The 13,890-nt window shown below is 72.4% G+C and carries 14 protein-coding genes; 11 read left to right on the top strand and 3 right to left on the bottom strand.

Translation table 11 applies throughout. The features are described 5' to 3' along the window. Positions 1–118 precede the first annotated feature (118 nt). The 4 genes from O7615_RS09665 (at position 119) to O7615_RS09650 (ending at position 2,830) form a co-directional block, all read left to right on the top strand. Positions 119–328 (top strand): helix-turn-helix domain-containing protein, encoded by a 210-nt coding sequence (locus O7615_RS09665; protein WP_007465625.1) that lies wholly within the window; start codon positions 119–121, stop codon positions 326–328. 222 nt (positions 329–550) lie between these two features. After that, positions 551–652, top strand: a complete 102-nt coding sequence (locus O7615_RS09660) for an AURKAIP1/COX24 domain-containing protein (RefSeq protein WP_007465623.1) — start codon at positions 551–553, stop codon at positions 650–652. A gap of 118 nt (positions 653–770) precedes the next feature. Then, positions 771–1,844 carry an NAD-dependent epimerase/dehydratase family protein gene (locus tag O7615_RS09655; protein ID WP_278177045.1) on the top strand — a complete coding sequence of 358 codons (1,074 nt, stop codon included), beginning with the start codon at positions 771–773 and terminating at the stop codon, positions 1,842–1,844. A gap of 128 nt (positions 1,845–1,972) precedes the next feature. Then, positions 1,973–2,830, top strand: a complete 858-nt coding sequence (locus O7615_RS09650) for a lysophospholipid acyltransferase family protein (RefSeq protein ID WP_278182034.1) — start codon at positions 1,973–1,975, stop codon at positions 2,828–2,830. A gap of 40 nt (positions 2,831–2,870) precedes the next feature. Here O7615_RS09650 and O7615_RS09645 read toward each other — a convergent pair whose 3' ends face one another. The 3 genes from O7615_RS09645 to O7615_RS09635 form a co-directional block, all read right to left on the bottom strand. Continuing rightward, entirely contained in the window at positions 2,871–3,740 is an 870-nt protein-coding gene (locus tag O7615_RS09645) for an HAD-IB family hydrolase (protein WP_278177044.1), read from the bottom strand. Positions 3,741–3,799: 59 nt separating this feature from the next. Next, positions 3,800–4,660, bottom strand: coding sequence for a DUF5667 domain-containing protein (locus tag O7615_RS09640; protein WP_278177042.1), 861 nt, complete (start codon positions 4,658–4,660; stop codon positions 3,800–3,802). A gap of 283 nt (positions 4,661–4,943) precedes the next feature. Next, positions 4,944–5,891: an ECF subfamily RNA polymerase sigma factor, BldN family gene (locus O7615_RS09635; RefSeq protein ID WP_278177041.1), complete on the bottom strand. Its 948-nt coding sequence runs from the start codon at positions 5,889–5,891 to the stop codon at positions 4,944–4,946. Positions 5,892–6,453: 562 nt separating this feature from the next. On the opposite strand from O7615_RS09635, the gene O7615_RS09630 reads away from it, so the two are divergent. The 7 genes from O7615_RS09630 to hemB all read left to right on the top strand — a co-directional run bounded on the left by O7615_RS09630 (position 6,454) and on the right by hemB (position 13,450). Then, positions 6,454–6,705, top strand: coding sequence for a glutaredoxin family protein (locus O7615_RS09630; protein WP_278177040.1), 252 nt, complete (start codon positions 6,454–6,456; stop codon positions 6,703–6,705). 61 nt (positions 6,706–6,766) lie between these two features. Further along, positions 6,767–7,471, top strand: coding sequence for an HAD hydrolase-like protein (locus tag O7615_RS09625; protein ID WP_278177039.1), 705 nt, complete (start codon positions 6,767–6,769; stop codon positions 7,469–7,471). Between the two features lie 288 nt (positions 7,472–7,759). Beyond that, the gene (locus O7615_RS09620) at positions 7,760–8,530 is read left to right on the top strand and encodes a redox-sensing transcriptional repressor Rex (RefSeq protein ID WP_278177038.1); all 771 of its coding nucleotides are present in this window, start codon (positions 7,760–7,762) and stop codon (positions 8,528–8,530) included. After that, complete coding sequence (locus O7615_RS09615; RefSeq protein ID WP_278177037.1) at positions 8,527–9,855, top strand: glutamyl-tRNA reductase; 1,329 nt, start codon at positions 8,527–8,529, stop codon at positions 9,853–9,855. Before O7615_RS09620 ends, O7615_RS09615 begins: the two co-directional genes overlap by 4 nt. Further along, positions 9,852–10,850 carry a hydroxymethylbilane synthase gene (hemC, locus tag O7615_RS09610; RefSeq protein ID WP_278177036.1) on the top strand — a complete coding sequence of 333 codons (999 nt, stop codon included), beginning with the start codon at positions 9,852–9,854 and terminating at the stop codon, positions 10,848–10,850. Before O7615_RS09615 ends, hemC begins: the two co-directional genes overlap by 4 nt. Beyond that, positions 10,847–12,427, top strand: a complete 1,581-nt coding sequence (locus O7615_RS09605) for a uroporphyrinogen-III synthase (RefSeq protein WP_278177035.1) — start codon at positions 10,847–10,849, stop codon at positions 12,425–12,427. The genes hemC and O7615_RS09605 overlap by 4 nt, the downstream gene beginning before the upstream one ends. 39 nt (positions 12,428–12,466) lie before the next feature. Next, complete coding sequence (gene hemB / locus O7615_RS09600; protein ID WP_278177033.1) at positions 12,467–13,450, top strand: porphobilinogen synthase; 984 nt, start codon at positions 12,467–12,469, stop codon at positions 13,448–13,450. Positions 13,451–13,890: the final 440 nt, after the last annotated feature.

Genomic DNA, 13,890 nt, shown 5'->3' with positions numbered 1-13,890 from the left:
GAAGGGATCGCGCCGGTCACAGCCGTCCCGCTACCGTACTGGTAACACGCGCGTCGCCGGCCGCGCGGGAGGACCCGTGTGGCGGCACGCGCCGGGCATGGGATGGGTCGGGTGAGCCATGGCCGGGTCGCAGTCCGACGGTCGGCTGTCGGAGGTCAAGTTCCTGACCGTCGCCGAGGTGGCGACGGTCATGCGGGTGTCGAAGATGACCGTCTACCGCCTGGTGCACAGCGGTGAGCTGACCGCCGTGCGGGTGGGCAGGTCGTTCCGGGTGCCCGAACACGCGGTGCACGAGTATCTCCGCGGCGCCTTCCAGGAGACCGCCTGACCCGCGTGCGGTCCGGGTCGCCACAGACCCGGTGAACGGGCATCGACCGGGGGCCCGTTGGTCCTGCTGACGCATCCCCGCTACGCTGGACTCCGATCGTGACCGCTGGTGCGCTCTGCCGCCCATCCCGCCGGTCCGGTCCCTGTCCGTAAGCGGTCGCCGACGCCACGGGTTCGTGGTGTCCTCCCGGTCGCGCCGCACGTTGCATCGAAAGGCTTTCGTATGGGCTCGGTGGTCAAGAAGCGCCGCAAGCGCATGGCTAAGAAGAAGCACCGCAAGCTGCTGCGCAAGACCCGCGTCCAGCGTCGCCGTCTCGGCAAGTGACGGATGCCGGGCCTCGGGTCCGGCGTCCGTCACTCGCCAACTGTCGACCCTCGGAGGCTCAGGTGATCAGGCCGTGGCTACCCGGGCTCGGTCCCACCTGCCGGGGCAGGTGCCAGACATGACCCCCGGTGGCTCGCCGAGCCCTCCGGGGGTCGTCGTCGTGACCGGGGTCAGTCGCTACCTCGGTGCGCATGTCGCCGCACGGCTCGCCGCCGACCCGCGGATCGACCGGGTCATCGGCATTGACCTGCCGGAGCCGGGAGCGGAGATCGGCGGCCTGCTCGACCAGGTCGAACGGATCCACGTCGATGCCGGGTCGGTCGGTGGTCTGCTCGCCGATCTCGACGTGGACACGGTGGTGCACCTGGCTCTCGTCAGCGCCCCCGATCCGCAGCACGGCGGTCGGGCGGCGATGAAGGAGCAGAACGTCATCGGCACCATGCAACTGCTCGCCGCCTGCCAGCGGGCGCCACGGCTCCGCAAGATCGTGGTCCGCTCCTCCACCGCGGCGTACGGTGCCTCGTTCCGCGATCCGGCGGTCTTCACCGAGGAGACCGAGCCGCGCGAGGTGCCGCGCGGCGGTTTCGGCCGCGACATCCTCGACATCGAGGGGTACGTCCGGGGCTTCCGTCGCCGGCGCAGCGACGTCACCGCCACCGTGCTGCGATTCGCGCCGTTCATCGGTTCGACGGCGGACACCACGCTGACCCGGTACTTCTCCCAGCCGGTGGTGCCCACCATCTTCGGCCGGGACGCCCGGTTGCAGTTCCTGCACTTCGACGACGCGTTGGAGGTGCTGCACCGGTCGGTCGTCGAGGATCATCCGGGCACCTTCAACGTCGCCGGGCCCGGGGTGCTCGCGCTGTCCCAGGCGATCCGCCGGGCGGGCCGGGTCGCCGTGCCCGTGCTGGAACCGGGCCTCTCCGGCGCCGTCGCGCTCGCCCGGACCATGGGCTTCGGCCGCTACGGCCTGGACCAGGTCGATCTCTTCGTGCACGGCCGGGTGGTGGACATCTCCCGGCTGGAGCGGGAGTACGCCTTCACCCCCCGGTCCACCGCGGCCGCCTTCGACGACTTCATCCGCGCCCACCAGGGTCGTGCCGTGGTCACCCGGGAACAGTTGGCCGCCGCCGAGCGGTTGGTGCTCGACCACATCCGGCAGGTCCGCACCGCCGTGCGGGAGCGGTCGTGACCGGGCCGGAGGAGCGGCATGACGAGGCCCGCCTCGACGACCGGTACGCCGTACCCCCGGCCGTCGCGCACGACGCGGACCCGGCGCGGCGCAACGGGCACCACCCGACCGGGCCGTCCGCGCCCGCCGTGGCGGAGCAGCCGGGCGACGTCTGGGACCGTCGGGTCGCCGGCGGCCTCGCCTTCCTGCGCCGGCGACTGGCCGGCGACTACGAGGTGGACGAGTTCGGCTTCGACCCGGAGCTGACCGAGGGGGTCTTCCACCCGCTGCTACGCCGGCTCTACCGGGACTGGTTCCGTACGGAGGTCACCGGCCTGGAGAACGTGTCGGCCGACGGGGCGGGGCTGATCGTCGGCAACCACTCGGGCACCGTGGCGCTGGACGCGCTGATCCTCTCCACCGCGCTGCATCACGAGCACCCGGCCCACCGCTACCTGCGGCTGCTCGGCGCCGACCTGGTCTTCCGGATGCCGGTGGTCTCCGAGATCGCCCGCAAGACCGGTGGCACGGTGGCCTGCAACCCGGACGCCGAGCGGCTGTTGCGCGGCGGCGAGCTGGTGGGCGTCTTCCCGGAGGGCTTCAAGGGCATCGGCAAGCTGTACGCCGACCGTTACAAGCTGCAACGCTTCGGCCGGGGCGGCTTCGTCTCGGCGGCCCTGCGCACGGGCACGCCGATCATTCCGGTCGCCATCGTCGGCGGCGAGGAGACCTACCCGATGCTCGCCGACATCAAGCCGCTGGCCCGGCTGCTCAAGCTTCCGTACTTCCCCGTGACGCCGACCTTTCCCTGGCTCGGGCCGCTGGGCATGGTGCCGCTGCCGAGCAAGTGGCTGATCGAGTTCTGCCCGCCGATCCCGACCGCGCACCTGACCGACTCCGCGGACGATCCACTGGTCGTATTCAACCTCGCGGACCAGGTCAGGGAGACCATCCAGCAGACCCTGCACCAGTTGCTGGAACGGCGCCCGGACCCGTTCGGCCCGTAGGCCGCGCGCGGGGCGCTGCCGCCTGGCCCGTTGGCGGGCCTCAGCCGCTGAGGCGGCGCCGCTGCAACGCCACGCCGGCGGTGACCGCGCCGGCCACCAGCCCGGCGGCGGCGGCCGACGGGACCGCGATCTTGACGGCCCGGCGGCCGGTACGGAAGTCGCGCACCTCCCAACCGTGCTGGCGGGCCTGGCGTAGCAGCGTGGTGTCCGGGTTGACCGCCACCGCGCGACCGACTATGGACAGCATTGGCAGGTCGTTGGCGGAGTCGCTGTAGGCGGTGCAGCGGTGCAGGTCCAGGCCCTCGACGGCGGCGAGTTGCGTGACCGCCTCGGCCTTGGCCGGCCCGTGCATCAGGTCGCCGACCAGCCGGCCCGTGTAGGCGCCGTCGACCACCTCGGCGACCGTGCCGATCGCGCCCGTCAAGCCGAGCCGGGCGGCGATCACCCGACCGATCTCCACCGGGGCCGCGCTCACCAGCCAGACCCGCTCGCCGTCGTCGAGGTGACCCTGCGCCAGCCGGCGGCTGCCGGCCCAGATCCGGGGCGCCATGAGCTCGTCGAAGATCTCCTCGGTGAGCCGTTCCACGTCCGCCACGCGCCAGCCCTCGACGAAGGCGAGGGCAGCCTCCTTGGCGTGCGACAAGTCTGCGGCGTGTTCCCGGGCGAGCAGCCGGAAACGCAGCTGCCGCCAGGCGAACCGGGCCAGGTCGGCGGTGGTGAAGTATCTTCGCGCGGCGAGTCCACGGGCGAACCAGTAGATCGAGGCGCCCTGCATCATCGTGTTGTCCACGTCGAAGAAGGCCGCTGCACGCGGATCCGGTGCGGCCGGGGGAGCCGGCTCGGCCTGCGCCCAACCGGCGGTGTGCCCGTGCACGTCGGTGCTGACGGTCACCTTGTGACTACGCGTCATCCGCCCCCCTCATGTCACCGACCACGGTAACCGGCCGCCGGATCACCACCGGTGGACCGTCAGGAACAGGCGGCGGGGATCGGGCCAAGCGCGTCGCTGGTGACGGTGAGGTGTTGGCCGCAGGCGATGGCGGCGCGCATCGCGTCGGCGCGCTTGGCGACGGACTCCAGCAGGGTCAGCGACTCGGTGGTGCGGACCCGATCGGTCCGGGAGCCGCTGTCCAGCAGCGCGTTCAGGGAACGTCGCTGTTCGGTGAGGAAGGCATCGACCGCGACCAGCGCCGCGGCATCCGAGCGCTGCGCGGCCGCACCGGTGAGCAGGCGTACGCCCTGCCGGGTGTCCGCGTCCATGTCGTCCAGCACGCCGCTGTATCCCGTCCGGCCGCCCCGCAACGAGGACGCCTCGGCCAGCCGGGTGCGGGCGAAGTCGAGGAAGAGCTGGCCCCGGCTGATGTCGGAGCCGGTGAGCGCGAGTTGGGCCCGTTCGGTGCCGCGCTTCATCCCGTACAGCGCGTCACCGGGTACCGCATTCTCGCTGGCCGCCGAGATGCCGGAGACGGCCACGGCGCCGGCCGCGATGCCGACCAGGATCGCGCCGCGGGCGCGGGCCCGGCGGGCAGTGACCGCGGGCAGCAGCGACCCGCGACCGGAACCCGCCTTCTCCGCCGGCCGACCGGCGGTGGCCGCGCCGACGCCCTCGCGAGCGGCGGTGGCGAGCAACATCGCCCGCAGACCCGTACGGAACTCCGGGTTCACCTCGGCGATGGGCGGGTTGGTGCCGAGGCGCCGGCCGAGCGTGACGAGCGGCGCGAGCTGGTCGTCGTCGCGGGATCGCACGTGATGACGTCGGCCGCCGTTGGCTTCGTCGAGAAGCTGCGCGAAGCGCTCGGCGCGCCGACGGGAGAAGAGGGCGTTGTCCACCGTGGCACCTCCTCTCGCTGGTCACGGCCGGTCGGCCGCGTTCACCACCAGCGACCGATGACCTCCTGACACCACGGCGGGTAACCGTCGTCGGCACCGTCGCAGGTCATCCGGAGGACCCCGGGGGTTTCCGGCCTGTCACCGGTCGCACCCGGAGAAACGCGCCGTGCCGGGGGCGGGTTACGGCCCGGCGGATGCCGAAATTACGCAAAGTGATCGCTTCCGGATCGAAGGGGCCCACGCGGTGGCCGTTGGGGCGGCCACCCGTGCCGGTGCCGGAGGACTACGGCTGGAAGCCGTCCGGGAGCAGCCGTGCCAGGGCCCGGACCGCCCGGTACTGCAGTGCCTTGATCGCACCCTCGTTCTTGCCCATCGCCCGGGCGGTCTCCGCCACCGAGAAGCCCTGGAGGAAGCGGAGCACGATGCACTCCTGCTGTTCGGGATTGAGGCGCTTCACGGCCGTCAACAGGGCGACGTTGGTGATGTGTTCCACCACGGCGGCCTCCGGGCTGCCCTCCGGGCCCCGGTCCTCGCGGTCGGCGTCGAGCACGTCGCCGGTGGTCACCTCCAGCCGGTACCGGCCGGACTTGAAGTGGTCGGCGACCAGGTTGCGCGCGATGGTCACCAGCCAGGCGCCGAGGTCGCGGCCCTGCCAGGTGAAGCTGCCGATCCGCTTGAGGGCGCGCAGGAAGGTGTCGGAGGTGAGGTCCTCGGCGAGTTGCCGGTTGCCGACCCGAAAGTAGACGAAGCGGAAAACGGTGTCGACGTAGCGGTCGTAGATCAGCCCGAATGCCTCGGCCTCACCGGCCTGGGCGCGTTCGACCAGCGCCCAGACCTCGGTCGCCGGATCGGACGGATCGGGGCGGCTCGGGAACCCGGTCGAGGTGTTGGCGGGGGTGGTCACCGCCGGAAGCACCGCGGTCTCCGTCGTCGACGCCTCGGCGATCGGTGCGTCCCCGCTGCGGCGGGCCTGGGCGGGCATCGTCGGCCGGCTCGGGGAGGCGACCCGACCGCCCGCGGGTTTCGCGTTGCCGCCCGGTACGGATGGTCGATGTGGTGGCTCGTTCTGGTGGGGCCGGCTGCCCACCCTCCGCGCGGCGCTCTCGCCCCGGACGGTGAGGTTGCCCGTCGCGTCCTGCGCGCCGTGGGCGCCGCCGCGTTCGTTGACCGGCGTGCGGGCGGCGGGACCGGTCATGCCGATCGGGCGTTCCACGAAACCGAAGGCGGTCATCGCGCCGCCCCCGTTCCGTTGGTCGCCGCCGGGCGGGCGGCAACCGGCTGACCGGTCGGGTCGCCGCCGGGCAGGGCGGATCCGGGGTGTGCCGGCGGGCGGCAGATCCCCTTGAGGTGCTGGTCCAATGCGCTCAACGGCACGGGGGCCTCCTCGGGCTGAGGGGTGTCGACTCACGGCAAATGGGGTGAGCCGACCCGAGTGATGATAGGGCCAACGTCACCCGCGCGTGGCAAGTCCGTTACACAGGGCCGAAGTATTTCCCGACGTGTCGCACACCTGCCGGACCGGTTGTCCGTCGGGCATGGTTGACAAGCGGCCGCCTGGTTGTTCCGCAGTGGAGCAGCTGTTCGGCCTGGTAGGAGGCCCGATGGGCGGGGTGCGGGCCGGGCCGGGGGCGGCTGGCGCGGCGGTCGGCTCCGACATCCGTGGTGACGTCTCGTCGCGTCCATTCGGTACCGTCGGTGACGCCGCCTGAGTGCCGTGCACGGGACTTGCGGATGCCCGACCGATGTGCGCCTGACCGACCAGCCGGCACCGGCCGGCACGACGGAGGAGACCGATGCGTGAGCCCCGCCTGACCCTGATCACCCGACCCGGTTGCCATCTGTGTGAGGACGCCAAGGCGGCGCTCGACCGGGTGGTCGCGGTCACCGGCGACCGGTGGACCGAGCGGGACGTCAGCGGCGACCTGGAACTGGAACGCGAGTACGGCGACCGGCTGCCGGTGGTGCTGCTGGACGGTAGGGAGCACGGCTACTGGCGGGTCGAGGAGGAGCGGCTGCTACGGGATCTGACCACCCCGCAGCTCTAGGCCGCCTAGCTCGCCAGCTCTGGGGTGCCACGCTCGCCGTGGTGCTGGATAGGGTGCGGTGATGACTCCTGCGCGCCCCCATCTGGTGTGGGACTGGAACGGCACCCTGCTCAATGACCTCCACCTCGTGGTGGCCTGCACCAATGCCGTGTTCGCCAGCGAGGGCGGCCCGACGGTGACCGCGGACGAGCACCGGGTCCGGTTCCGCCGGCCGATCGCCGACTACTACGCGGACGTCCTCGGCCGGGCGGTGGACGACGAGGCGTTCGGCCGGCTGGACAAGATCTTCCATGACGCGTACCGCGTGGGTCTGACCACCTGTGAGCTGGCGCACGACGCCGTCGAGGCGATGGCGGCCTGGACGGGCAGCCAGTCCCTGCTGTCGATGTGGTTCCACGACGAGCTGGTGCCGGCCGTCGGGACGTACGGCCTGGCCGGGCGGTTCGCCCGGGTGGACGGGCTGCGGGCGCAGGTCGGCGGCGACCGCAAGGCGGAATCGCTGGCCCGGCACATCGGCGAGTTGGGTGTCGACGGGCGCGACGTGGTGCTGATCGGCGACTCGCTCGACGACGCCGAGGCCGCGCTCTCGGTCGGCGGTCGCGCCGTCCTCTACTCCGGCGGCTTCACCGACCGGGCCCGCCTCGATGCCTCCGGCCACCCCGTCGCCGACACCCTCACCCACGCCATCCACCTGGCCCAAACCCCACCCCCACTTTCCGCTGATCATGAAGTTGTTGCGCTCCGGGTCGGCGTGTCGGGTCAATAACTTCATGATCAACCCTGCTGATCGGGCGCGTGTGATTGGTCGGAGAAGTCGGGGTTGGGGAATGATTGGGCGGGGGTGGCTGGGCGAGCCGGTCGATCTTGCGGGACGGAGGGGCTGGTGGGGGCGCGGGGGGTGTCGACAAGATCGCGATTTGTGCACGTCTTCACAAGCGCCTACTCTGTAATTCCGACGCGCCCCGCTAGCACAGCCAGCAATCTCGGTTGCCAGCGGGAGTCCCGAAACGGCCGACCGGTGGAGTCGGTCGAGGATCGCACTGCACGGAGTCTCATGAGTCAGCACCGTCACCCTGGCGCGCCCGGTCGCGCCGGTGCCGTACCGGCGCTCCCGGATCTGCCCGAGGCGACGGTGGCACGGCTCCCCGAGTACCTCCGTGCCCTGCACAATCTCGCCGAAACCGGTCACGAGACGGTTTCCAGTGAAGGGTTGGCCAACGCCGCCGGGGTGAACTCCGCCAAGCTCCGCAAGGATCTGTCCCACCTCGGTTCGTACGGCACTCGTGGCGTCGGCTACGACGTGGCGCTGTTGATCGACCAGATCGAGTACGTCCTCGGCCTCACCCACCGTCGGGCTGTCGCGCTGGTCGGCGTCGGTAATCTCGGTCACGCCCTGGCCGGCTACGACGGCTTCGCCACCCGCGGCTTCCGGATCGCCGCCCTGTTCGACGCCGACCAGGCCCGGGTCGGCGAGGAGATCAACGGCCTGGTCGTACGACACATCGACGAGTTGCCCCGGGTGGCGGCCGAGGAGTCCATCGCCATCGGCGTCATCGCCACCCCGGCAGCGGCCGCCCAGCGGGTGGCGGACCAACTGGTCGACGTTGGTGTGACGAGCATCCTGAACTTCGCGCCGTGCGTACTCTCGGTTCCCGAAGGGGTCGACGTACGCAAGGTCGATCTCGCCATCGAGCTGCAGATCCTGTCGTTCCACGAGCACCGCAAGGCATCCCTCACCGCGCTGCCCAGCGCCGGCGGATCCGCCCTCACCGCGTTGCCCGGCGGTCTCGCGGTCACCGAGAGTCAGGAGGCGATCGGCACGTGAAGCTCCTCGTCGTGGGCGCGTCCTACCGCACCGCACCGGTCGCCACCCTCGAACGCCTCGCGGTGTCGCCCAGCGGCCTCGACCGCACCCTGGACCGCCTGCTCGCACAGCCGTACGTGAGCGAGGCCGTGCTGGTCTCCACCTGCAACCGGGTGGAGGTCTACGCCGCGGTGTCCGGCTTCCACGGCGGACTCGGCGACATCTGCGCCGTCCTCGCCGAGCAGGCGGGCAGCCAGCCGGCCGCGTTGGCCAACCACCTCTACGTGCACTTCGACTCCGCGGCGGTGGATCACGTCTTCCGGGTGGCCGCCGGTCTGGACTCGATGGTGATCGGCGAGGCGCAGATCCTCGGTCAGCTCCGGGACGCCTATCACTGGGCCAGCGGAGCGGAGACCGCGGGGCGGCTGCTGCACGAGCTGATGCAGCAGGCACTGCGGGTGGGCAAGCGGGCCCATTCCGAGACCGGCATCGACCGGGCCGGCCAGAGTGTGGTCAGCGCCGCGCTGGGGCTGGCCGCCAACCACTTCGGGGAGGACCTCACGGGCCGTCCCGCACTGGTCGTCGGCGCCGGAGCGATGGGTTCGCTGGGGGTGGCGACGCTGTCCCGGCTCGGCGCCGGGCCGCTGTCGGTCACCAACCGGAGCACCGACCGGGCCGTGCGGTTGGCCGAGTCGTACGGCGCCGCTGCGCGACCGATGGCCGAGCTGACCGATGCGCTCTCCACGGTGGACATCGTAGTGGCCGCCACCGCGTCCACCGAGCCGGTCCTCACCCGTGACGTGGTCGCCGCCGCGGTGGCCGATCGCGGCGCCGAGCGTGGTCCCCTGGTCCTGCTCGACCTGGCCGTACCGCGCGATGTCGGCCCCGGCGTCGCCGGACTGCCCGGCGTCGAGGTGATCGACATCGACCGGATGGCGGCGCTGCTCGCCGACGGCCCGGTCGCCGCGGATGCGGCCGCCGTCGAGCGGATCGTGGCCGGCGAGGTCGAGTCCTTCCTCACCTGGCTGCGCGGCGCCGACGTGGCCCCGACCGTCGCCGCGCTGCGCGGCCGGGCCGACGACGTGGTCACCACCGAGCTGCGCCGGCTCGCCCAGCGCCGCCCGGACCTCACCGACGACCAGCGCGCCGAGGTGGCCCGCACCGTGCACCGGGTGGTCCAACGGCTGCTGCACCAGCCGACCGTCCGGGTCCGCCAGCTGGCCGCGGAACCCGGTGGCGACCAGTACGCTGCCCTGCTGCGCGAGCTGTTCGACCTCCAGGTCCCGCAGACCTCGCCGGTGGACACCGTGCCCGACATCACCCCACCCGCCGGAGGTGAGCGATGAGCAGTGCGCCGTTGCGCCTTGGTACCCGTGGCAGCACGCTGGCGATGGCCCAGTCCGGGCAGGTCGCCGAGGCCCTGACCGCGCGTACCGGCCGTCCGGTGGAGTTGGTCGAGGTGGTCACCGCCGGCGACCGGTCCAGCGCGCCGGTGCACCGGCTCGGTGTCGGCGTGTTCGTCTCCGCCCTGCGCGACGCGCTGGTCGCCGGGACGATCGACGTCGCGGTCCACTCGTACAAGGACCTGCCGACCGCCACCGCGGCGGGGCTGCACATCGCCGCGGTGCCGCCGCGGCAGGATCCGCGCGACGCGCTCGTCGCCCGGGACGGCAGGACGTTGGCCGAGCTCGCGCCCGGCGCGAAGATCGGCACCGGCGCGCTGCGCCGGATCGCCCAGCTGCACGCGCTGGGCCTGCAACTGTCGGTCACCCCGATCCGGGGCAACATCGACACCCGGCTGGGCCGGGTGCTCGGCCCGGAGGCCGACCTGGACGCCGTCGTCCTGGCCCGGGCGGGCCTGGCCCGCATCGGCCGGACCGACGCGATCACCGAGACGCTCGACCCGATGCTGATGCTGCCCGCTCCCGCCCAGGGCGCGCTGGCGGTGGAGTGCCGGATCGACGACCCGGATCTGATCGAACTGCTCACCACGCTCGACCACGCACCGTCGCGCGCCGCGGTCACCGCGGAGCGGGCGATGCTGGCCACCCTGGAGGCCGGATGCTCCGCACCGGTCGCCGCCTACGCCGTCGTCGCCGAAGGCGAGCCCACCGGCTCAGGCGCCGAGGGCGATGTTGTCCAGGAGATCTACCTGCGCGGGGCGGTGATCAGCCCGGACGGCACCCGCGATATCCGGCTGTCCCGCACCGGAACGCCCGCCGACGCGGCGGAGATCGGCAAGGCACTCGCCGCCGAGCTCCTCGAACTCGGCGCCGACTCGATCCTCGGCCCGCAAGGTCACGACGGCCCGGGGACCCAGCAATTTGGGAGCACAGAATGACCCGCACCCGTAAGCCCGTAGGCCGTATCGCGTTCGTCGGGGCTGGACCCGGCGACCCGGGCCTGCTGACCCGCCGGGCGCACGACGCTCTGGTCGACGCCGACCAGGTGGTGTACGACCGGGGGGTCCCGGAGTCGCTGCTCGACGTCGTGCGGGCCCAGTCCAGGTCCGACGCCCAGTTCACCCCGGCGGAGGGTGCGCCGGGCGACGTGGCGAAGGTGCTGATCTCGGCGGCCCGCTCCGGGCAGAACGCGGTGCACCTGGTGGCCGGCGATCCGTTCGGCCACGACTCGGTGGTCAAGGAGGTGCAGGCGGTCGCGCGTACCGCCGCGCACTTCGAGGTGGTGCCCGGCGTGGGGCAGGCGGAGGGGGTGGCCGCCTACGCGGGCGTGCCGCTGCCGGGTGTCCGGACCGCTGCCGACGTCGAGGATGTCAGCACCCTGGACTTCGACGCGCTGGCCGCGGCCGTGCAGCGCGGCTCGCTGGCGCTGGCGGTCGACGCCGGTGACCTCGCCGCGATCCGCGACGGGCTGCTCTCCGCCGGGGTGGACGGCACCACCGACGTCGGGGTGACCGGGGACGGCACCGGGGAGACGCAGTACACGACCACGTCGACCGTGGACTCCTTCGTCGCGGCGGCACTCGGCTTCACCGGCCGGGTCGTGCTGACCGTCGGCGACGGCGTGGGTCAGCGGGACAAGCTCAGCTGGTGGGAGAACCGCCCGCTGTACGGCTGGAAGGTGCTCGTGCCCCGCACCAAGGAGCAGGCCGGCGCGATGAGCGCCCGGCTGCGCGCGTACGGCGCGATCCCGTGCGAGGTGCCGACCATCGCGGTGGAGCCGCCGCGCACCCCGGCCCAGATGGAGCGGGCGGTCAAGGGTCTGGTCGACGGCCGGTACGCCTGGGTGATCTTCACCTCGGTCAACGCGGTGCGGGCGGTCTGGGAGAAGTTCGCCGAGCACGGGCTGGACGCCCGGCACTTCGGCGGCGTGAAGATCGCCTGTATCGGCGACGCCACCGCCGACGCGGTCCGCGCCTTCGGCATCCAGCCGGAACTGATCCCCACCGGGGAGCAGACCTCCGAGGGCCTGCTGGCCGAGTTCTCGCCGCACGACGAGGTGCTCGACCCGGTCGGCCGGGTGCTGCTGCCGCGCGCCGACATCGCCACCGAGACGCTCGCCGCCGGCCTCACCGAGCGCGGCTGGGAGGTCGACGACGTGACCGCGTACCGGACGGTCCGGGCCGCCCCGCCGCCCGCCGAGATCCGGGACGCGATCAAGTCGGGCGGGTTCGACGCGGTGCTCTTCACGTCCAGCTCGACGGTGCGCAATCTCGTCGGTATCGCGGGCAAGCCGCACCCGCGTACCGTTGTCGCTGTCATCGGGCCCAAGACGGCGGAGACCGCGACGGAGTTCGGCCTGCGGGTCGACGTGCAGCCGCCGCACGCCTCGGTGCCCGATCTGGTGGAGGCGCTCGCCGGCTACGCCGTCGAGCTGCGGGAGAAGCTCGCCGCGATGCCGGCGAAGCAGCGCCGCGGTTCGAAGGTGCAGGGGCCGACCGCGCTGAGGTTCCGGTAGTCGCTGAGATCGTTCCGGTAGTCGTCCAGGGAGGGCCCGATGCCGTACCCCGAGATCCGGCCCCGCCGGCTGCGCCGCACCGCGGCACTGCGGCGGCTGGTATCCGAGACCCGCGTCGACCCGGCCGAGCTGGTCGTGCCGATGTTCGTCAAGGAGGGGCTGACCGAGCCGCGAGCGATCGCCTCGATGCCCGGCGTACTGCAGCACTCGCGCGACTCGCTGCGCAAGGCGGCGGTGGAGGCGGTGCAGGCCGGCGTGGGCGGGATCATGCTGTTCGGGGTGCCGGCGGCGCGCGACGAGCGCGGCTCCGGCGGGATCGACCCGAACGGCATCCTCAACGTCGCGATCCGCGACGTGGTCTCCGAGGTGGGCGACGCCACCGTCGTGATGAGCGACCTCTGCCTGGACGAGTTCACCTCGCACGGGCACTGCGGGCTGCTCACCGCGGCCGGTGAGGTCGACAACGACGCCACCCTCGCCGCGTACGCCGAGATGGCGGTCGCCCAGGCCGCCGCCGGGGTCGCGGTGGTCGGTCCGTCCGGGATGATGGACGGCCAGGTGGGGGTGGTACGCCGGGCGCTCGACGCGGCCGGTCACACCGACGTGGCCGTGCTGGCGTACGCCGTCAAGTACGCTTCGGCGTTCTTCGGCCCCTTCCGCGACGCGGTGGAGTCGGCGCTGGAGGGGGACCGGCGCACCTACCAGCAGGACCCGGCGAACCTGCGCGAGTCGCTGCGCGAGGTCGAGTTGGACGTCGCCGAGGGCGCCGACATGGTGATGGTCAAGCCCGGCCTGCCGTACCTCGACGTGGTCGCGGCGGTCCGCGCCGCGGTGGACGTCCCGGTCGCCGCCTACCAGGTCTCCGGCGAGTACGCGATGGTCGAGGCGGCCGCCGCGAACGGCTGGATCGACCGGGAGCGGGTGATCCTGGAGACGCTCACCGCGATCCGCCGCGCCGGCGCGCAGATCATCCTCACCTACTGGGCCGTCGAGGCGGCCCAGCTGCTCCGCCAGCGCTACTGACGCTGCTCGGCGCTCGGCGCTCGGCGCTCGGCGCTGGCGCTGGGCGCGCCGCCGTGCTGGCGCTGCTGGCGCGAGGTGGTGTCCCCGGCGGACACCCCGCCGATGATGGCCCGGCAACAACCTGACCACGGCTGTCACCCTAAGTACTTACCGGCCCCACCCACCCACGTCCCCCGCGCATCCTTTGCTCTGCTTCAACCCACGCACAGGTGACCGATAGTGTTCGCGCCGCTGGGATGCGCCGAAACGTCGCCGTTGCTCCGTCGCTGGTCATGGCCGGTTGCGTGGATTGAAGCAGAGCAAAGGGCGTGCGAGGTGTTGGCGGGGGCGGGGGCGGAAGTGCGGCTGGCGTCACGCAGGGTGATCGTCGCTCGCTGTGGCGGGCGAGTCGGGTGAGTTGGCCGGCGGGCGGGATATCCACAGGGTTGTCCACAGGGGTT

This window comes from Micromonospora sp. WMMD1082 (assembly GCF_029626175.1).
Lineage (GTDB): Bacteria > Actinomycetota > Actinomycetes > Mycobacteriales > Micromonosporaceae > Micromonospora.
The sequence above is the reverse complement of the archived record's forward strand: the minus strand, read 5'-3'. Positions and strand labels throughout refer to the sequence as shown.